The sequence below is a fragment of the Dactylosporangium sp. NPDC000555 genome (genome assembly GCF_040300025.1).
Lineage (GTDB): Bacteria > Actinomycetota > Actinomycetes > Mycobacteriales > Micromonosporaceae > Dactylosporangium.
The window spans coordinates 1-18,498 of the sequence record NZ_JBEPDB010000122.1 but is presented as its reverse complement, the minus strand read 5'-3'; the positions used below and the strand labels follow the sequence as shown (position 1 = coordinate 18,498).

The window sequence follows — 18,498 nt, the reverse complement described above, 5'->3', positions numbered from 1 at the left end:
CGACGGGCGAGATCGCCCGGCTGTTTCTGGTGCCGGAGCCGACGATGGCGGCCCGGCTGACCCGGGCGAAGAAGAAGATCGCGCTGGGCCGGGCGATGATGCGCTCGGCGCCGCTGCTCACGATCCTCGACGAGCCGACCGCCGCGCTGGACGCGGAGGCCGAGCACGCGCTGTTCGAGCGTTACGCCGCGCAGGCCGCCCGCACCGGCGCGCACGGCGCCGTCACGGTGCTGATCTCCCACCGCTTCTCGACGGTCCGCATGGCCGACCTCATCATCGTGATGGACGCCGGCACCGTGGCAGAGGCAGGCGACCACGACCAGCTCATGGCCGCGGGCGGCAGCTACGCCACGCTGTACCGCATGCAGGCCCACGCCTACCGTTGATGCCCCGGCTGCGCTCTCGTGGGGTTGCTGATGCGTCCGCTGCCGATCTCGTGCCGGACGCCGCACGCCTCGATCATTTCGAAGTCGTGCGTGGACACGATGACCGTGCGGCCGTTCGCGGCGAACTCCGTGAACAGGTCGATGACCTTCATCCGGTTGGCGGCGTCGAGCGACGCGGTGGGCTCGTCGACGAAGACGACCGCGGCTCGCTTGTAGATGGCCCGGGCCAGGGCGAGCCGCTGCTTCTCACCGCCGCTGAGGTGGCTGGCCGCCTCGTCCTGCCGTCCCGCCAGCCCGGTCTGTTCGAGCACCTGGGCCAGCCGCCTCCCGTCACCGGTGGCCCGCCGGCCCAGTGGGCTCGACCGCATGGTGACGTTGAAGGCGACCGACTCGTCGTCCATGATGCCGTAGTCCTGCAGTACGAACGCCGCGTGGTCGCGCCAGAAGCGGCGCCGCGCCGCCGAACCGCACGTCGTGACGTCCTTCCCGTCGATCAGGACGCGGCCGCGATCGACCGGGAGCAGCAGCCCGAGACAGTGCAGCAACGTGGTCTTCCCGGACCCGCTCGGGCCGACCAGGGCGGTCATCGTGCCGGGCTCGCAGTGGACGAACTCGCCGTCGAGCACCGGCCGCCCGCCGATCGCCACGGCAATGCCCTCGGCCTCGATCAGCATCTGGAACCCCCATCAGATTCGGCGCCGGCTCACGCCGGCGAAACACCAGTGCGCGGTGCACAGATGACTCAGCGGTACAACGAGAATCCCGAACACCGCGGCGACCAGCGGGGCGCCTGTCGCGTCGGGTCTGTTCAGCAGCGCGACGAGGGTCACGAGCACCGCGCCGGCCAGTAGTTCCCTGGTCACCCGACGCCGCAGGATCTGCGGCCAGGACCGGCCGGACAGCCTCAGCGGGAAGTCGCGCTTCGCATGCAGCAGGGCGGTGATCAGCGCGCTGATCGCAGCCGCGACCGTGAAGGCGACGACCAGGGCGGCCAGCGCAAGGTTCATCAGCCAGACGAGGTAGGCCATGAACCGCGCGCGCAGCAGCCCTTCCTCCGCGACGTAGACGACGCTCAGCCCGCCCTTGACCCCCCGATCGCTCAGGGCGCCGGCGGACAGGCCGTGGCGTTCGAGCAGCGCCTCCGTGGCCGCCACACCGGTGAACACAAGGTTCCTGGTCGAGACCATCGACGTCAGGTTCCGATCGTTGATCGTCAGGTGCAGGGAGGGCACGACGGCGACGAGGACGTCGCCGAGGAAGCGGAGGCTCCCGCCGCTGCCCCCTTCACCGACCGGCAGCCGGAATCCGCCGACCGGCTGCCGGTAGGCGAATCCCGAGAAGATCTCCTCGCCGGGGCGGCCCTGGTGCCGCGCGAGCAGCGCGAACGTCTCGCCGAACTCCCGGTTGACCAGAGCTTTGACGCGGTCGTACGGCACCGGCGCGAGCGCGTTCGCCGGCGCCCTCGTTGTCATCAGGTCGAGCCAGCGCTGGTTCACGAAGGTCACCGCCGAGTAGTCGCCGAGGTCGCCCCTCCAGACGTCCCGCGAGAAGGTGTACGAGTATGCGACCGCACCGACCGACTCGGCGTCCTCGACCAGGTCGCCGATCCGGGGCTCGACACCGGTCATCTCCGCGTCGCTCATCCCGAACTGGACGGCGACCTGGTCCGCGAGGTTCTCCCACTGCGCCATCTCGGCCGCGGCGGCCGCCGAGCTTCGATACGCCGACCAGGCCGGCCCGGCCGTGGCCACCACCAGCAGGAACGTCAGCGCCTGGATGACCGCGGCCGCCGAACGCTGGCTCTTCACCGCGGGCTGCCGGGTGGCGAGCATGGCGGCGCTCGGCCACGCGGACGCCGACATGGCGAGGGCGACGAGCAGCGACACCGCGATGACCCCGAACTCCAGGCCGGACAGCGCCTTGAGGAGGGGGCCGACGAACAGCCGGCCGTGGGACACCCAGACGTAGGCGGCGGCCGCGAGCGTCACGGCGCCCGCCGGGAGCAGCAGCGCTCCGGCGAACCCGCCCAGGTCCTGCACCTGGATCCGCAGCGCCGGGCAGCCGCCGAGCACCCGCAGCGCGCGGCTGCGCGCCTGCATCGACAGCCAGAACAGGGCGAGCGCCGCGATGAGGGCGAACGCGGCCAATACCGCCGTGCCGAAGCCGCCCTCCCGCATGGTGAACCGGAGACTGTCGATGACGGACGCATCGGTGCGGGTCACGCGGACGCCCGCGCCGCCGAGCCGGGTCTCGAGCTCGCCGAGCCGGGCGCCGTCGCCGGTCACGAGGTAGGACCCGCCGGGCGAGGAGTTGGCCAGCCGATACCGGCCGACGACCTTTCCCGCGCCGGCGCCGCTGAACCAGCGGAACGTCGCGGGCAGGCCGGTGTCGTTGAGGGCGACGAAGACCCGCTCGTGGCCACCGCCGGCCAGGTCGGGGGCGACCTTCACCAGGCCCAGGTGCCAGTCGGCATCCGCCCGCGTCAGCATCGCGAACGCCTCTTGGTCGCTGAGCCGCGACTCGCCGAAGTCCAGGCCCAGTCGGCTCTGCGCGCCGATCGCCTGCGGAAAGTCCCGGTCATGCAGGTCGGTGACGATCGCCGCCACCAGCGCCAGGAGGGCGAACAGCGCCCCGGCGACCACCATTACCACACGCCTGTACAACGACCCTCCCTGCCGACTCCGGCCCGCTGTACTCCAAACAACCACACGGATCGCGACGGGACATCGGGCCGGAGTCGGCACCCGGGGGCCGGAGTCGGCCCTGAGTCCGTCAGACCGTGGTCCGATGCGGCGGCCGGCAGAAGCGGTAGTCTCGGCGCATGAACGAGAGCCGGCGTCGCTCCCGTTCATCATGGTTGTGGCTGGTGCCCGCCGGTGCGCTGCTCATCGTGGTGACCGCGGTCTTCGCGCTCGGATTGACCTGGCCCTTCATCGCCATCCTGTTGCTCGGCTCCGGGGCGCTCTCGGTCTGGGCGATCGTCCGGCTGCGGGTCGAGCGGGTCGAGCACGAGGTGGCGATGGCCCGCCGGGACGCCGCGGAGGCCGTGCTCGCCGAGCGGCTGCGCATCGCCCGCGACCTGCACGACCTCGTGTCCCACGGCCTCGGCATGATCACCGTGCGGGCGGCGGGCGCCGCGCACCTGCACGCCCGCAAGCCGGACGAGGGGGCCCTCCTGGCCGCCATCGAGGACGTGGAGGCCATCAGCCGAACGGCGACGGTCGAGCTGCGGCGCATGCTGGACGCGCTGCGGGAGGCCGACGACGAACCGGCCCGCCACCCTGCGGACACCTTGGCGGCCCTGCCGGAGATCATCGACGGCGCCCGCCGGGCCGGGCTGGCCGTCGAGTTGCACCACGAGGAGCTCGGGCCGGTGTCCCAGGGCACCCAGGTCGCGATCTGCCGCATCGTCCGCGAAGGGCTGGCCAACAGCGTACGGTACGCCGGGTCGACCAACGTCGACGTCCGCGTGGCGCGGACCCGGGCCACGGTCAGCGTGATCGTCAACGACGATGGGCCCAGCCGCGGCGGGGTCGTCCGGCCCGGCGCCGGGCACGGCCTCATCGGGCTGCGGGAACGGGTAGCCACCCTGGGCGGGACCCTGACGGCGGGGCCGCGGGCGGAGGAACACGAAGGCCGGGCGGGGTTCTGCCTCGAGGTCACCATCCCGGAGGGAGCGGCGTGACCGGAACCGACCGGCCCGTGCGGGTCGTCCTCGTCGACGACGAGCCGCTGCTCCGGCGGAGTCTGGCCATGATCATCGATGCCGAGCCGGGGCTCGCCGTGGTGGGAGAGGCCGGCGACGGGGTCGAGGCGGTGACCGTTGCCCGGACCACCGCGCCCGACGTGGTGCTCATGGACGTCCGCATGCCGCGGGTCGACGGCATCGAGGCGACCCGGACCATCTGCCGGCTGCCAGAGCTCGCGCACACCCGGGTGCTGGTCCTGAGCATGTTCGACCTCGACGAGTACGTCTTCCACGCGCTGCGCGCCGGGGCCAGCGGCTTCTTGCTCAAGGACAGCCGGCCCGACGACCTGCTCGACGCCATCCGGCGTACGCACGGCGGCGAGTGGCTCTTCGCCCCATCGATCCTGGCCCGCCTCGTCGAGCACTTCGTCCACAAGCGGCACACCGCCGGCGGCGGTTCCGCCGGGCCCTCCCGGCTCGACGGCCTCACCGCCCGGGAGGTCGAGGTGCTTGGCCTCATCGGGCAAGGACTGTCGAACGACGAGATCGCGAAACACCTCACCATCGCCGTCAAGACCGTCAAGACCCACGTCTCGCACCTGCTGAGCAAGCTTGCGGCTCGCGACCGGGTGCAGCTGGTGATCGCCGCGTACGACGCCGGCCTGGTGAACCCCGCGGCGGCCCCTACGCGTCACCGGCGACCGTAGCGGCCGTGGCCGGTCCAGCGTCGCGGACGTGCTGTTCGTCATCCTCGAGCACGCCGGACTGTACGGGCGTCACGATGCGCGCAACGCCTGTGCCGCCCGCCTCAGATAGGCGTCGACCTGGCTGCGGTCGTACCCACGGAACCCGACCGGCAGCCGCACCTCGGTGATCGCTCGCAGCGCCTCGGCCCGGCGAATGGGGTCACTGCCCTCGAGCGCGGCGGCGACGGTGGCGAGCAGCGCGTCGGTCTCCGTGGCGCGATAGCCGCGCAGTACGACAGACAACTCCACCGCCGGGGCGCCCGGTTCCGGGCCGACACTGGAATCCCCCGCTCGGCGGCGCGCCAGCCAAGCATCGACCTGCGCCGCTTGGTAGCCACGCAACACGACGGGCAGCGGACCGGCCTTCCGGATCGCAGCGTCGATCTGGTCCTGCTCATCCCCAGCCGCTTCGACCGCCTGAACAAGGCTGTCGACGGCGAGCCGGTCGTACCCCCGCAGTACAACGTCGAACTCGGTCATGAGTCTCATTGTCGCCTGGGTGCATGCGGATGCCGTGCGCGGTGGAAGAGCGGTGACGAAGTGTGCCGCCGAGCTACTCGTGGAATCGGGTCAGGCGCTCGCTCAGGACCCGGTCGAGCGCCGCCCGGCCCGCCGGACCCCAGGCCGGCTTGCCGCCGGGCAGGCCGCGGTCCCCGTTCTGGCCCATCAGCATCAGGAAGAGACTCTTCACCGCGGCCAGCCCGCGGGCGCGCCGGACCGTCGCCTCGTCTGCCTCCGCGTACGCGGCGAAGAAGCGTGCGGCCGCGCCCGCCGGCAGCAGTACCCAGGCGGCCGCCAGGTCCGACGCCGGGTCGCCGGCGAACAGTTCGCCGAAGTCGACAACGCCCGCCAGCGTCCCGTCCGCGACGACGACGTTCGCGGGATGCAGGTCGCCGTGCACCCACACCGGCGGCCCCTCCCATGCGGGGGCCGCGACGGCGTCGTCCCAGACGGCCCGGACGTCGGCGGCGTCGGAGCCGATCGCGTCGGCGTCGACGGAGTAGAAGAACTGGTCGAAGCGGTCCGTGCAGTCCTTGGGGTGCGCGCCGCGGCCCGTATCAGCCGGCGCGTCGGGGGGCGCTGCCACATGCAGCGCCCGGAGGAACGTCGCCAGGGTGTCGGCCGCGTGCTCGCCGCGGGTGATCGACCCATGGTCCAGCGGCAGACCCGGTACCCACGTCATGACCGTCCACATCTTGGGGCAACGCTCGGAGGGCGCACCACGCCGCACCGGGAGGGGGATCGGCAGCGGCAGGCGTGGGGCGAGCAGCGGCAGCCACCGGCGCTCCTTGAGCTGGCGATCGGGGTCGGTGTCCATGCGCTGGATCCGCACGGCCAGCTCGTCCCCCAGGCGCCACATCTGGTTGCCCCAGCCGCCCTCCACCTCGCGGAGGGGCAGCTCGGCAAGGTCCGGATGCTGGTCCCGCAGCAGGTCGCGGATGAGACCCGCGCTGATCTCGGTCATTCGGCGAACCATACTGGGTTCGACCACGACCACGCTGTCCGATCGTTCCGACGTGCGATCGATGCGCGAGCTCCACATCGCCCGCGCCGCCCGACGCCAGCGACCCCGGCCCCGCCGCCGGGTCTGGCATGGCCACGACTCCGCATCACCTGCCATTTGCCTGAGTCTCACCGCGAACGCGTCGCCGGAACAGCAGGAACGTCAGCCCGTACTGGGCCGCGGTACCAGCGACATCAGCAAGTCCCATCCCGACCTGGTCCGCGCCGCACTGGCGGAGTGGGCCGGCGACCCCGACGCCGCCACTAACCTTCCGGTCCGTACGGCGGACGGTCGTGCTCGCAGCGGATGCGACGCAACAGCATGCAGTGGCGAGGACTTGCGCGACAGGGTGCCGACGTCGGCGTGCCTGCGGAAGCGATCACCGACGGCGACCGCCGATCCGCCAGATGATCACCATACCGAGCGCGAGGACCGCCAGGGCGATCACCACGATGGCGACCTTCATCAGGCGATCGATCAGCAGGTGCTCAAGCAGCTCGATTCCGTCGCCGGCAAGTGCGGGAATCGACCTCATTCGGCGCTCCGGCGCGTCCCGTTCCGGTCGTCCGCCAGTCGGCGGACGACCGCCCTGAGCACGGTCCCCAACAGCGCCTGACGGCGGGACGGGACGAGAGTGCGAGGCGCGCCGTCGCGATCGTCCAGGTATTGCACCACTGTCCGCGCCACCGGCTTGGCGTAGCGCCGGACCTCCCCCATCCCGCCTCGCCGCCGGACGGCGAGCGCGACTGCGAACACCAGCAGAGCCAGCACGACCACGCCTGCGGCGATCAACGCGAACCGGATGAGCAGCAGATTCAGGATCGTTTCCAACGGGCCTCCCGTCGTTGTATCACACCCGTGATAAAACGACGGTATCACGGATGTGATACAAAAGGTCAATGCCTAAGCAGATCGACGCGAGCACCCGCCGCCTAGAGGTGGTCGACGCCGTGTTCCGGGTCGTCATGCGCGGCGGGCTCGAGCGGGCGTCACTGCGCACGGTGGCCGACGAGGCCGGACTCAACATCGGTTCCGTTCGCCACTATTTCACCAGCCAGCAGGAGCTGATGCGGTTCGCGATGCAAGCGATGCTTGACCGGGTCAGCGCCAGACTGCTCCGCCGCATCGACGAGCTTGGCGACGTCAGCGCCCTTCCCCCGACCCGACAGCGGCAACGCGCGGCCGACGTGCTCGCCGAGTTGCTCCCCCTCGACGAGGAGCGCCACGCCGAGGTGACCGTATTCATCGACTTCGTCACCGCTGCCCGAACGAACGCCACGTTCGCGGATCTGGCGGCGAAGGCCGCGCTGGGCACCAGAGCGCTCGTACGACAGACACTCACCCGGCTTCAGCAGACCGCAGGCATACGACCCGACCTCGACCTCGACACCGAGACCGAGCGGCTCACAGCGCTCATGGACGGGCTAGGCCTGAACGCCATCCTGCATCCGGAGTTGGTCGGCGCGGACACGTGCGATGCGGTGCTGCGGGCGCACCTGGACAGCCTGCGGCCCGCACGACGTTGACCCGCGGTACCGCATCGCCGTCGAGCGCCGATGGACACCCAATTTCGATCACTGAGCGGAGCACGGATTTGCGCGGTTGATCGAAATGAGGAGTAGCCCTGCCTCACCCGCGAGAACGAATGAATGAAACCGTGTTACCAATGCGTTTCCGATTCCCGATTATTGACTAAGCTCACATCGATACAATTGAGAACCGTTCGACTTGCCCCGTGGCGGCGGGTTTAATGGCCCTAGACGCGCCTCACCCGGCGGGCGGGGTGTCCAAGCGACGCGCGGGAGGGTACGGCGACGTGACCAGTTCGTATATGGAGGACATCGCGGGAGCCGTCTACGACGACGGTGTCCGCGAGGTCTGCAACACGCTGCTCGCCACGCTTCCGCGAGCCGATCATCGGACGCTCGGCGAGTTGTACGTCCGCGGCCTGTTGCACGCACCGGGACGGAAAACGATTCGCAATATCGCGAGCGTCGCGGCGCTGCCGGAAAGCTCGGCGGGCGAGCAACGGCTGCACCATTTCATCAGCAAGTCGACGTGGGACTGGCGGCCGGTGCGGGCCGCGCTGACCCGCTATCTGCACGACGCGGCGTCGGCCGGGGCGTGGGTCGTACAGCCGCGTATCGTGGAGAAATCCGGCGAGCACTCCGTCGGCGTGCGCAACAGCGTCGTGCCGTGCCTTGGCCGGACGGTGAACCATCAGCACGTGCTCGCCATCTGGCTGGTCGGCCCCGAGCTCGCGTGTCCGGTCAACTGGCGGCTGGTCCTGCCGCGCGACTGGCTCACCGACGACGGCCGCCGGCGGAAGGTCGGCATCCCCGACCACGTCGACTGCGTCAGCCCGACCGAGTGTGCGATCAGCCTCGTCTCGGACACCGTCGCGACGATGGGCCGGTTGCGCCGGCCCGTCGTGATGGATGCCCGCGACGTCGACACCGCCGCGATGATCCCCAGGTTGACCCGCCGCCAGGTGCCCTACCTGCTGCGGCTGCGCGGCGGCACACCGGTAGTGGCCGGCGACCCGGCGGTCGGCCGCTACGGCGGCCAGGCGATGCCGGCCCAGCGACTTGCCGAACTGGTGAAAGGGCTGCGACAGCCGGTTGGCGACAAGGGCGAGCGGCTCGCGTTACGGCTACAGGTGACGCCGACACTCAACCAGGCCGACGGCGGCGGGCAGGCTCGGCACGTCATGGTCGCCGTGTGGGACACCGCCGCGAGCACTTCACCGCATGTGTGGCTGACGAACATGACCGACGCCGACACTGACGCGCTGCTCGGGCTCAGCCGGTTGACCCAGCGGGTCGACGGTTCGTTCGCGGCCGTGTCGACGCGGGTGGGCGCGCTCGACTTCGAGGGTCGCACGTTCCAGGGCTGGCACCATCACAAGACACTGGTGTCGCTCGCTCATGCGATCGCCGAGCTGTCCCTGGAGGGCGAGGCATGCTTGCCGGCGCCCGCGGGACCGGCACCGATCTGCACCGCCGTGGCCCAGTAGGCGCTGGACGGTGGGCTCGCCGATGCGCCCACCGTCCAGCTCACCGCACCCGCTACAGGACCGCGGCGGTCGCCTTCAGCAGCGAGCCCGCGCGCTTGTCGTCCGGGCCCAGTGCGATCAGGCGGTTCATCACGTAGGACACGCCGGCCCGGGCCCGCGGCCACGCCTGGTTCGCCGAGCCGCCACCACCGTCGTGCCCGAAGGCGATCCCGTCCGGGCCGGGACGGGCCTCCGTCCGCAGGCGGTAGCCGCCCCCGCCGTACACCATCGGCACCCCGATGAGCTGGTCGGTCCGGGTTACCCGGGGCATCCGCGCGTCGTCGAGGAGCCGCCGTGACAGCACCAGCGGCGCGTCACCGAGCGGCCGGACGGCGTCGAGGGCCAGCATGCCGTAGAGACGGGCGAACGACCGGGCCGTGCCCAGCGCGCTGATGGCCGGGATGAGGCTGGTCAGCCGCCGTGGATCGGACCACACCCCCGCGTCGGGCGGGAACGGCATCGGGTTCTGCCAGACCCGCTGGGTGAGCGGGTCGTCGCTGGTGAAGAACCCGGTGAACTGGGCGAGAAACCCGCTGCCGTACTCGGTGTGGGCGACCCGGTGCAGGTCGGCGGAGCGCGCCCCGAAATGGATGTCCAGGTCATGCGGCCTGGCGATCTCGGCGGCGAAGAACTCATCGAGGGGCCGGCCGTCGACCCGCCGGACCAGCTCGGCGACGATCCACCCCTGGCTGAACGGGCCGTACATGATCCCGTCGGCGCGCGGGTCAGACTCCTGTTCCTGCGCGGCGATGAACTTCGCCATCAGCTCCGGGTCGTGGATGTCGTCCTGCGTGACCTTCTGCCGCAGCCCGGGCAGCCGGGCGGTGAAGGTAAGCACCTCCCGCACCGTCACGGCGGCCTTGCCGGCCTGCGCGAACTCCGGCCAGTAGTGCGCGACCGGGGTGTCGAGCCCTACGAGCCCCCGGTCGACGAGCACCATCAGCGCGGTGACGACGATGCCCTTGCTGCCGGAGAAGATCAGCTGAAGCGTGTCGCGCTGCCACGGCGCTGCTGTGGCCGCGTCCGCCGTGCCGCCCCACAGGTCCACGACGAGATCGCCGTCGCGGAAGACCGCGAAGGCCGCGCCGAGGTCGTCGCGGTCGCGCAGGTTCCGCGCGAACTCCTCGCGGACCGGTTCGTAGCCGGGTGCGACGCGTCCGTGCACGGCCGGTGCCACGGCCATGCCCCTCAGATCCCTTCGGCCAGGACGGCGAGTTCGGCGTCGCCGAGCCGCACCTGCTGGGCGGCGACGTTCTCCTCCAGGTGCGCCACGGAGCTGGTACCGGGGATCGGGGTGATCACCGGCGACCGGTGCAACAGCCACGCGAGCGCGACCTGGGCGGGGGTGGCGCCGACCTCCTTCGCGACCCGGGCGACCGGGCCGCCGTCCTTCTTCGCATGCTCGCCGACCGCGATCGGGAAGAACGGTATGAATACGATGCCGTTGCTCTCGCAGTGGTCGACGACGGCCTCATGGTGGCGGGCGCCGAGGTTGTACAGGTTCTGCACGGCCGTGATCGGTGCGATCGCCGACGCCTCCTCGATCTGCGCGACGTCGACCTCCGACAGGCCGATCGCGGCGATCTTGCCCTCGTCCTGCAGTTGCTTCAGCGCACCGATCTGGTCCGCGAGCGGTACGGCCGGGTCGACACGGTGCAGCATGAACACGTCGATGCGCTCCAGCCGCAGCCGGCGCAGGCTCAGCTCCGCCTGCTGCCGCAGGTATTCGGGCCGGCCGAGCGGGATCCACTCTTCCAGTGAGGGGCTGGGACGGGACACCCCGGCCTTCGTGATGATGACGAGGTCGTCGCGGTACGGGTGCAGCGCCTCGGCGATCAGCTCCTCGTTGGCGCCGAGGGAGTAGGCGTCGGCGGTGTCGATCAGGTTGACACCGAGTTCGACGGCGCGCCGGAGGACGGCCACGGCGGCCGGCCGGTCGGCGGGGCCGCCCCAAATGTCACCGTCGGCGAGCCGCATGGCGCCGAAGCCGATCCTGTTCACGGTGAACTCACCGGCGATGTCGAATGTGGCGGGGTGCAGCTGGGTCATGTCGTCACCAGTCCTGATGGTTGTACGGGTGCGGGATCGGCGCCCGGGACCGCGGACGCCGTATCGGCCAATGGTTGGCGGCGCGGTGAAATCGTGGCAACCCGGGCACGGCACTTCGTCAACCATTGCCGACTTTGTCAGATCCGGCATGACAAAGTCCGGCTGATCTGACAAGCATCGCCGTCAGGCCCGCCGCCGCGCTCGCCGCGTGCCAAGAATGGGTCCACCCGCCCACGACACCTGTCGATATGGGGAGTGAACCATGGCCGAGACCACCACGACACCGGGGATCGTCGCGACAAGCAGCCGCGTCGACGGCTGGCGGATCCAGGCGACCAGGGACGTTCGCTATGAGATCCGAATCCGCGACGACGTCTTCGACGTCAACCACACCGACCTGCTCGACATCGGCGGCAGTCCGGCCCGGACCCGCCGGTTCGTCGTCATCGACGCCACCGTGCACCAGATCTACGGCGACCGGGTCAACAAGTACTTCCGGCACCACAACGTCGAGCATGAACTGTACGTGTGCTCAGCGAACGAGACCGTCAAGCAGTTCGAGACGGTGTCCGGCATCGTGGCCGCGATCGACGCGTTCGGCATCGACCGGCGCCGTGAGCCGATCATCGCCATCGGCGGCGGGGTCCTGACCGACATGGTGGGCCTCGCGGCGAACCTGTACCGCCGCGGCACCCCGGTCGTACGCATCCCCACGACGCTCATCGGCCTCGTCGACGCCGGCGTCGGCGTGAAGACCGGCATCAATTTCAACGGGCACAAGAACCGGCTCGGCACCTATTTCGAGTCGACGCTGACGCTGCTGGACCGTACCTTCCTGACGACGCTGGACCGGCGGCACATCGCCAACGGCCTCGCCGAGATCCTGAAGATCGGCCTCATCAAGGACGCCAAGCTGTTCGAGCTGCTCGAGACATACGGCCCGGCGCTGCTGGAGCAGAAGTTCCAGGGCATCGAGCGGTCCGTGGGGCGGGCCGCGGAGGAGACGCTCCAGCGGGCCATCCACGGCATGCTGGAGGAGCTCCAGCCGAACCTGTGGGAGACGCAGCTGGAGCGGGTCGTCGATTACGGGCACACGTTCAGCCCGACCATCGAGATGCGGGCCCTGCCGGCCCTGCTGCACGGCGAGGCCGTGTGCGTCGACATGGCGCTGACGACGGTCCTGGCCCGGCGACGGGGACTGGTCGGCGACGCGGACTGCCGGCGGATCCTCGCCGTCATGCGGTCACTGGAGCTGCCGACCTGGGACCGGCACCTGGAGCCCAGCCTGCTGGTGAAGGCGCTCGACGACACCGTCCGGCACCGCGACGGGCAGCAGCGTCTGCCGATGCCGGTCGGCATCGGCGACGCCGTCTTCGTCAACGACGTCACCGCCGCCGAGCTGACCGCCGCCCTCGACGAGTTGCGCGGGACCGTCGATGGCTGAGCCCGGGGCCGGGCCGGCGATCGGGCGGTCCAGGCTGCTGACCGCCGACGTGGCCCGGCCGGCGGACATCTACGGCGTACACGGCGCTCAGGGTCTCACCCACTGGCGGTGCCTGGCCGGCAGGAGGGACCTGACCGGGGACTGGGAGGCCGTCGAGTGGGCCAGCATCCCGCCCGGCGGGCTGAGCGGAGAGCACCGGCACACCCGTACCGAAGAGCTGTACCTGATCCTCGCCGGCGAGGGCGAGTTCATCGCCAACGGCACCGCCCACACGGCCTACCCGGGGCGGCTCCTGCTGACCGGCGTGGGTTCGGTGCACGGGCTGCGCAACGTCGGCGGCAGCGACCTCGACTGGCTGGTCATCGAGATGCCGACCCCGCAGGTCGCGGCGCGGCTGCGCGGCTCGGCGCCGCACGGATGGCGCGACGGAAGGAACAACAACATGCGGATCGGACTGTACGACCTGCGCGAGACCGGCGCGGTGGACCCGGGTGCGGTGTTCACCGGCCCGATGCGCACGATCGAACTGCTCAAGCTGCGCGCGGGCGACACGCGGCAGCTGCGCGCCGAGGACGCCGAGCACACCGTGTTCGTACTCGGCGGCAGCGGTCGCGCCATCTCCGGTCAGACCACCGTGGAGCTCGTCCCGGGCTCGTCGGTGACGCTGCCGCTGCACACCTGGGCGGACCTGACCGCCGGCCCCGACGGGCTGGAAGTGTTCCACGCCGAGGTGGCCGTCCCTGCGGAGGTCCTGTGATCGTCCAGCACACGACCGAGGACGGCGAACCGTGGCGCTGCCTCGCCCGGCGCGGCATGTTGCACAGCGAGTGCGAGGCCGTCGACCTGCTCGACGTCCCACCCGGCGGGTCCGTCGTACACCGGGACGCCGACGGCGTCGACGAGGCGTTCTACGTCGTGTCCGGGGCCGGGGAGGTGAGCATCGCGGCGGCGCTGGTCGGCGCGGCGGCCTACCGCGTGACGGCCGGCGCTCTCGCGCTCGTCCAGCACGACGTCACCGCCGTACTACGAGCCGGACCGGAAGGGCTGCGGCTGGTCGCGATCCGGGTTCTGCCGGCCGCCACAAGCGCGGACCTCCCACTGCGGGTACCGCAGCTGCCGCCCGCCGAGCGCACCCTCCTTGCCCACCACTCCTGACCCCCTTCAGCCACCACGAACAGGAGCGAGATGAAGCTCAACCGGCGCCACCTCCTCGGCGGCGGCGCGGCGCTCGGTGCGGCGGGCCTGGGCCTGGCCCCCGCCGCACCGGCGTTCGCGGCACCGATCGGCACCGACCTGGTCACCGTCCGGCCGGAAGACCCGCGCTACGGCGACCTCATCACCCCGTTCAACCAGCGCTGGGTCGGCCACCCGGAGCTGGTTCGGCTGCCCACGACCACCGCCCAGGTGGTCCGGGCGGTGCAGGACGCGGTCTCAGCCGGCAAACGTGTCACCGTCCGCGGCGGCGGTCACGGCTACGAGGACTTCATCTACAACAGTGAGGTCCAGGTCGTCATCGACATGAACCTGATGAACACCGTCTCCTACGACCCGGGCCGCCGCGCCTTCGCCGTGGAGGCCGGCGCGACGCTGTCGGACGTCTACAACACCCTGTACCAGGGCTGGGGCGTCACCGTGCCGGGCGGGGTCTGCGCGAACGTCGGCACCGGCGGGCACGTCAGCGGCGGGGGCTACGGCATGCTCTCCCGCAAGCACGGACTCGTCGTGGACCACCTGTACGGCGTCGAGGTCGTCACGGTCGACCGGTCCGGCCGGGCCCGCGCCGTCGTTGCGACCCGCGAGGCCCGCGACGCCAACCGCGAGCTGTGGTGGGCGCACGCCGGGGGCGGTGGCGGCAACTTCGGCGTCATCACCCGCTACTTCTTCCGGACCCCGGGCGCGAGCGGCCACGACCCGGCGTCATTGCTGCCGCGCCCGCCCAAGGAGGTCCTCGTGACGACCGCCGCGTGGTCGTGGGACGACGTGACCGAGGACGGGTTCGCCCGGCTGCTGCACGCGTACGGGCAGTGGCACGAGACGAACCAGGACCCGGCCTCCCCGAACGCGGGGCTGTGCTGTTGGCTGTTCCTGCCGCACCGCTGCGCCGGTTCGATCAGCCTGCTTCTGCAAATGGACGCGACCCCGCCGGACGCGAACAACCGTGTCGAGCGGTTCCTCGCACTGCTCGACGGCGCCGTCGGCGCCCGCAACACGCACACGACCATGCGGATGCCGTGGCTGAAGGCGACCCGGCACATGGGCACGTCGAGCGAACTGCAGAACAGCCCCACCTTCCGCGGCGAGCACAAGTCCGCGTACCTGCGGCGTGCCTTCCCCGACCGGCAGATCGCCGCGATCTGGCGGCATCTCAACCGCGCCGACTACGCCAATGCCTTCGGGATGCTGGTGGCGACGTCGTACGGCGGGCGGGTCAACACCGTCGCGCCACACGAGACGGCCGTCGCGCAGCGCTCGGTGATCCTCAAGCTGCTGTACCAGACCTACTGGAAGGACCCCACCGAGGACGCCGCGAACGTGGCGTGGCTGCGGGAGTTCTACCGCGACGTCTACGCCGACACCGGCGGGGTCCCGGTCCCCAACGACGTCACCGACGGCTGCTACATCAACTACCCCGACAGCGATATCAGCGACCCGGCGTGGAACGTCTCCGCCGCGCCGTGGCACGAGCTGTACTACAAGGGCAACTATGCCCGGCTCCAGCGCGTCAAGGCGGCGTGGGATCCCGGCAACGTGTTCCGGCACCGCCAGTCGATCCGGCTGCCGGGAGCGTGAGCGCCGTGACCACACCATTGCCCTCCGCCCGCGACCCGCGGCTGCCGTCGCTGACCGGCCTGCGATTCGTCGCCGCCGTGCTCGTCTTCGTCACCCATGTCGCCGTCGCCGACCTGTTCCTCGACAACGGCATCAACGACTTCCTCCACCGGTACCTCAGCCGTGCCGGCTACCTCGGGGTCGCGTTCTTCTTCATCCTCAGCGGCTTCGTCCTGACGTGGTCCGCGCCGCCCGGCGACACACCGCGCCGGTTCCTGCGGCGGCGCCTCGTCAAGGTGTACCCGAACCACTTCGTGACGTGGCTCGCCGGGCTGCTGCTCATGCTGTGGTACGGCCGGCAGGTCAGCGCGGGCAACACGGTGCCCAGCCTGCTGCTCGTGCAGAGCTGGTCCCCCGACCTGTACGTGCTGGGCGGCACCAACGGTCCGAGCTGGACCCTCGCCTGCGAACTGCTGTTCTACCTCTCCTTCCCGCTCGTGTTTCCGCTGCTGAAACGGATCCCGGCGGCGCGGCTGTGGACCGCGGTCGGCGTCGTCACGGCGGCGATCGTGGCGGTGCCGCTGGTCGCACAGCTGCTGCCGGACACCCCGGTGTCACCGTTCCAGCCGGTCTCGTGGTGGAGGCAGTGGTTCGTGTACTTCCTGCCGGCCCCGCGGCTGCTGGAGTTCGTCCTCGGCATCCTCATGGCGCTCGTCGTGCGCAACGGCCGATGGTTGCGCCTCGGCCGGGCCCCGGCCCTCGCTCTCGTCGTTGCCGGCTATGCCCTCATGGTGCTGCTGCCAGACGCCTACGGCCTCGTCGCTCCGACGGCGCTGCCGCTGGCGCTGCTGGTGGCCGCGTGCGCGCACGCCGACGTCAGCGGGGCCGGTTCACTGATAGCGAGCCGGCCGATGGTGTGGCTCGGCGAGGTGTCGTTCGCGTTCTACATCGCGCACTTCCTGGTATTCGAGTACGGGCCGATGGGGCTGTCGACCCGTCCGCCCGTCGACCACGCCGGCACCGTACCCGAGACGCTCGGCCTCGTCGCGGTCACCTTCGCGCTCAGTCTGCTGTTCGGCTGGCTGCTGTACGCCGCCGTCGAACGACCCGCGATGCGGCGCTGGCGGACCTCCCGCCGGGATCGCCGGCCGGCACCCGCAGCAGAACCCGACCCCGTCACGACCGTTGGGAACACAACATGACCACGATCCCCGGCGCACGCGCCGTGCACCACATCGCTTACACCGTGCCGGACCTCGAGCAGGCCGAACGGTTCTTCGTCGACGTGATCGGCGCCGAGGTGGTCTACCATCTCGGGCCGGTCGACGACCGCGGCGGCGACTGGATGACCCGCAAGCTCGGCGTGCACCGCGACGCCTCGCTGCGCATCGCGATGCTGCGGCTCGGCCCGGTGACGAACCTCGAACTGTTCGAGTACACGTCTCCGGACCAGCATCAGGAACTGCCGCGCAACAGCGACTGGGGCGGCCACCACCTGGCGATCTTCGTCGACGATGTGGACAAGGCCACCGAGTACCTGCGTCAGTACCCGGGGGTGACGATCCTCGGCGAGCCGGAGACGATTGTCGACGGCCCCATCGCCGGCGACCGCTGGGTGTACTTCACCACCCCGTGGGGCATGAGCATGGAACTGATCAACATGCCGCCCGGGATGCCGTACGAACGCGACACCCCGGCCCGGCTGTACCGGCCCGAAGAGCGCTGGGACGACCGGTGAGCTACAACGAGCGCGTCATCGAGGAGTTCCGCGGCAACGGCGGCGCCGTCACTGACTTCAAGGGCATCTCGCTGCTCCTGATCACCACGACCGGCGCGCAGACCGGCGTGCTGCGCACGACCCCGCTGGTGTACCTGCCGGACGGTGACCGGCTCGTGGTCTTCGCCGCCAACGGCGGCGCGGACCGCTCCCCGGCCTGGTACCACAACCTGATGCGGGCCGGCACCGCGATCGTCGAGACCCCGGGCCGGCGGTACCGGGTCAGCCCGGTGCTCGTCACCGCCGCCGAGCGGGACGAGCTGTGGCGGCGTCAGATCGACCTGGTCCCCCAGTTCGCGGAGTTCCGGTCGGCCACGACCCGCGAGATCCCCATCGTCGCCCTGCAGCCGGTCAGCGACTGAGCCGGCGCCGCCTGGCCGGCCCACCACCGGGGCCGGCCAGGCGCTCCGATCGCCGGCAAGCGAGGTGGCACAGCAGCCGTACCGAGGTTTCCAACACTCCTCGAATTTAGGAAGCTAATGTTCCGCAATGCCGCTTAGCGTGGCCGGCATGACACTTCGCGGCACCGCCACCGGCCGCCGACCCGTTCGGCGTGATGTACAACCCGCACTACGTCGAGATGCTGGCATCATGAGCCTGACGTTCGCGGGCGCCGCGGAGTGGGACGCCTGGCTGTCCACCCGCGCCACCGCCGCGGAGGCCTGGCTGGTCGTGGCGAAGCGAGGGCACCCGGGCCTGACGGCCGCCGACGCCGGGGACGTCGCCATCTGCCACGGCTGGATCGACAGCCACCGCCGGGCCCGCGACGCCGCTTCGTTCCTGCAGCGGTACTCGCCGAGGCGCCCCGGCAGCCCATGGTCCCGAGTGAACGTCGACCGCGCAACGACCCTGACCGCCGCCGGCCGGATGCGTCCGGGCGGCCTGGCCCAGATCGCGGCCGCGCGGGCGGATGGGCGCTGGTCCACGGCGTACGACCCGCAGCGCGTGGCCGCCGTCCCGCCGGACCTGGTCGCCGCGCTGGCCGCGGACCCGGCGGCAGGGCAGGCGTTCGCTGCGCTGGGCCGTGGCCAGCGGTACGCCCTGTTCCTGCCCCTGCTGAAGGCCCGGACCGGCCAGGCC

Annotated in this window: 20 protein-coding genes and 1 pseudogene; 13 read left to right on the top strand and 8 right to left on the bottom strand. The window is 70.9% G+C overall.

The genetic code is table 11. From position 1 onward, the window contains the following. Positions 1-386, top strand: a pseudogene (locus tag ABT297_RS40045) (hypothetical protein); the annotation flags it as partial. On the opposite strand, the gene ABT297_RS40040 reads toward ABT297_RS40045, so the two are convergent. Then, positions 377-1,060: an ABC transporter ATP-binding protein gene (locus tag ABT297_RS40040; protein WP_350558326.1), complete on the bottom strand. Its 684-nt coding sequence runs from the start codon at positions 1,058-1,060 to the stop codon at positions 377-379. The pseudogene ABT297_RS40045 and the gene ABT297_RS40040 sit on opposite strands and share 10 nt — an antisense overlap. A gap of 12 nt (positions 1,061-1,072) precedes the next feature. After that, positions 1,073-3,031 carry a bacteriocin-associated integral membrane family protein gene (locus tag ABT297_RS40035; RefSeq protein WP_350558332.1) on the bottom strand — a complete coding sequence of 653 codons (1,959 nt, stop codon included), beginning with the start codon at positions 3,029-3,031 and terminating at the stop codon, positions 1,073-1,075. A gap of 176 nt (positions 3,032-3,207) precedes the next feature. Here ABT297_RS40035 and ABT297_RS40030 point away from each other — a divergent pair, with 176 nt between their 5' ends. After that, positions 3,208-4,071 (top strand): sensor histidine kinase, encoded by an 864-nt coding sequence (locus ABT297_RS40030; RefSeq protein WP_350558323.1) that lies wholly within the window; start codon positions 3,208-3,210, stop codon positions 4,069-4,071. Between the two features lie 17 nt (positions 4,072-4,088). Continuing rightward, positions 4,089-4,781: a response regulator gene (locus ABT297_RS40025; protein WP_350558329.1), complete on the top strand. Its 693-nt coding sequence runs from the start codon at positions 4,089-4,091 to the stop codon at positions 4,779-4,781. A 69-nt stretch (positions 4,782-4,850) separates the two neighbouring features. On the opposite strand, the gene ABT297_RS40020 is transcribed toward ABT297_RS40025, so the two are convergent. The 4 genes from ABT297_RS40020 to ABT297_RS40005 form a co-directional block, all read right to left on the bottom strand. After that, a complete protein-coding gene (locus tag ABT297_RS40020) occupies positions 4,851-5,300 on the bottom strand; it encodes a DivIVA domain-containing protein (protein ID WP_350558320.1) in 450 nt (149 codons plus the stop codon). Positions 5,301-5,373: 73 nt separating this feature from the next. Next, on the bottom strand, positions 5,374-6,285 hold the full coding sequence (locus ABT297_RS40015) for a phosphotransferase (protein ID WP_350558317.1): 912 nt from the start codon (positions 6,283-6,285) through the stop codon (positions 5,374-5,376). A gap of 418 nt (positions 6,286-6,703) precedes the next feature. Continuing rightward, positions 6,704-6,859, bottom strand: coding sequence for a hypothetical protein (locus ABT297_RS40010; RefSeq protein ID WP_350558314.1), 156 nt, complete (start codon positions 6,857-6,859; stop codon positions 6,704-6,706). Next, entirely contained in the window at positions 6,856-7,155 is a 300-nt protein-coding gene (locus ABT297_RS40005; protein WP_350558311.1) for a hypothetical protein, read from the bottom strand. Before ABT297_RS40005 ends, ABT297_RS40010 begins: the two co-directional genes overlap by 4 nt. A gap of 68 nt (positions 7,156-7,223) precedes the next feature. On the opposite strand from ABT297_RS40005, the gene ABT297_RS40000 reads away from it, so the two are divergent. Then, on the top strand, positions 7,224-7,850 hold the full coding sequence (locus tag ABT297_RS40000; protein WP_350558308.1) for a TetR/AcrR family transcriptional regulator: 627 nt from the start codon (positions 7,224-7,226) through the stop codon (positions 7,848-7,850). 290 nt (positions 7,851-8,140) lie between these two features. Beyond that, entirely contained in the window at positions 8,141-9,340 is a 1,200-nt protein-coding gene (locus tag ABT297_RS39995) for an IS701 family transposase (RefSeq protein WP_350558305.1), read from the top strand. A gap of 52 nt (positions 9,341-9,392) precedes the next feature. Here ABT297_RS39995 and ABT297_RS39990 read toward each other — a convergent pair whose 3' ends face one another. After that, entirely contained in the window at positions 9,393-10,562 is a 1,170-nt protein-coding gene (locus ABT297_RS39990) for a serine hydrolase domain-containing protein (RefSeq protein ID WP_350558302.1), read from the bottom strand. Between the two features lie 5 nt (positions 10,563-10,567). Further along, positions 10,568-11,428 carry an aldo/keto reductase gene (locus tag ABT297_RS39985; protein WP_350558299.1) on the bottom strand — a complete coding sequence of 287 codons (861 nt, stop codon included), beginning with the start codon at positions 11,426-11,428 and terminating at the stop codon, positions 10,568-10,570. 262 nt (positions 11,429-11,690) lie between these two features. On the opposite strand from ABT297_RS39985, the gene ABT297_RS39980 reads away from it, so the two are divergent. The 8 genes from ABT297_RS39980 to ABT297_RS39945 form a co-directional block, all read left to right on the top strand. Next, on the top strand, positions 11,691-12,872 hold the full coding sequence (locus tag ABT297_RS39980) for a sedoheptulose 7-phosphate cyclase (protein ID WP_350558296.1): 1,182 nt from the start codon (positions 11,691-11,693) through the stop codon (positions 12,870-12,872). Continuing rightward, entirely contained in the window at positions 12,865-13,629 is a 765-nt protein-coding gene (locus ABT297_RS39975) for a cupin domain-containing protein (RefSeq protein ID WP_350558293.1), read from the top strand. The genes ABT297_RS39980 and ABT297_RS39975 overlap by 8 nt, the downstream gene beginning before the upstream one ends. After that, the gene (locus ABT297_RS39970; RefSeq protein WP_350558290.1) at positions 13,626-14,027 is read left to right on the top strand and encodes a hypothetical protein; all 402 of its coding nucleotides are present in this window, start codon (positions 13,626-13,628) and stop codon (positions 14,025-14,027) included. Before ABT297_RS39975 ends, ABT297_RS39970 begins: the two co-directional genes overlap by 4 nt. 30 nt (positions 14,028-14,057) lie before the next feature. Then, positions 14,058-15,662 (top strand): FAD-binding oxidoreductase, encoded by a 1,605-nt coding sequence (locus ABT297_RS39965; protein WP_350558287.1) that lies wholly within the window; start codon positions 14,058-14,060, stop codon positions 15,660-15,662. A gap of 5 nt (positions 15,663-15,667) precedes the next feature. Next, the gene (locus ABT297_RS39960) at positions 15,668-16,843 is read left to right on the top strand and encodes an acyltransferase family protein (RefSeq protein WP_350558284.1); all 1,176 of its coding nucleotides are present in this window, start codon (positions 15,668-15,670) and stop codon (positions 16,841-16,843) included. Then, positions 16,840-17,379, top strand: a complete 540-nt coding sequence (locus ABT297_RS39955; protein WP_350558281.1) for a VOC family protein — start codon at positions 16,840-16,842, stop codon at positions 17,377-17,379. Before ABT297_RS39960 ends, ABT297_RS39955 begins: the two co-directional genes overlap by 4 nt. Further along, on the top strand, positions 17,376-17,780 hold the full coding sequence (locus ABT297_RS39950) for a nitroreductase/quinone reductase family protein (RefSeq protein WP_350558278.1): 405 nt from the start codon (positions 17,376-17,378) through the stop codon (positions 17,778-17,780). Before ABT297_RS39955 ends, ABT297_RS39950 begins: the two co-directional genes overlap by 4 nt. A 229-nt stretch (positions 17,781-18,009) precedes the next feature. Then, on the top strand, positions 18,010-18,498 hold a 489-nt coding region (locus ABT297_RS39945; RefSeq protein ID WP_350558275.1), incomplete at its 3' end, for a YdeI/OmpD-associated family protein.

Excerpts from the sequence above, each read along its gene's own strand:
- ABT297_RS40040 (WP_350558326.1), bottom strand. The coding sequence starts at position 1,060 with ATGCTGATCGAGGCCGAGGGCATTGCCGTGGCGATCGGCGGGCGGCCG.
- ABT297_RS40035 (WP_350558332.1), bottom strand. The coding sequence starts at position 3,031 with ATGGTGGTCGCCGGGGCGCTGTTCGCCCTCCTGGCGCTGGTGGCGGCG.
- ABT297_RS40030 (WP_350558323.1), top strand. The coding sequence starts at position 3,208 with ATGAACGAGAGCCGGCGTCGCTCCCGTTCATCATGGTTGTGGCTGGTG.
- ABT297_RS40020 (WP_350558320.1), bottom strand. The coding sequence starts at position 5,300 with ATGACCGAGTTCGACGTTGTACTGCGGGGGTACGACCGGCTCGCCGTC.
- ABT297_RS40015 (WP_350558317.1), bottom strand. The coding sequence starts at position 6,285 with ATGACCGAGATCAGCGCGGGTCTCATCCGCGACCTGCTGCGGGACCAG.
- ABT297_RS40010 (WP_350558314.1), bottom strand. The coding sequence starts at position 6,859 with ATGAGGTCGATTCCCGCACTTGCCGGCGACGGAATCGAGCTGCTTGAG.
- ABT297_RS40000 (WP_350558308.1), top strand. The coding sequence starts at position 7,224 with ATGCCTAAGCAGATCGACGCGAGCACCCGCCGCCTAGAGGTGGTCGAC.
- ABT297_RS39990 (WP_350558302.1), bottom strand. The coding sequence starts at position 10,562 with ATGGCCGTGGCACCGGCCGTGCACGGACGCGTCGCACCCGGCTACGAA.
- ABT297_RS39985 (WP_350558299.1), bottom strand. The coding sequence starts at position 11,428 with ATGACCCAGCTGCACCCCGCCACATTCGACATCGCCGGTGAGTTCACC.
- ABT297_RS39980 (WP_350558296.1), top strand. The coding sequence starts at position 11,691 with ATGGCCGAGACCACCACGACACCGGGGATCGTCGCGACAAGCAGCCGC.
- ABT297_RS39975 (WP_350558293.1), top strand. The coding sequence starts at position 12,865 with ATGGCTGAGCCCGGGGCCGGGCCGGCGATCGGGCGGTCCAGGCTGCTG.
- ABT297_RS39965 (WP_350558287.1), top strand. The coding sequence starts at position 14,058 with ATGAAGCTCAACCGGCGCCACCTCCTCGGCGGCGGCGCGGCGCTCGGT.
- ABT297_RS39955 (WP_350558281.1), top strand. The coding sequence starts at position 16,840 with ATGACCACGATCCCCGGCGCACGCGCCGTGCACCACATCGCTTACACC.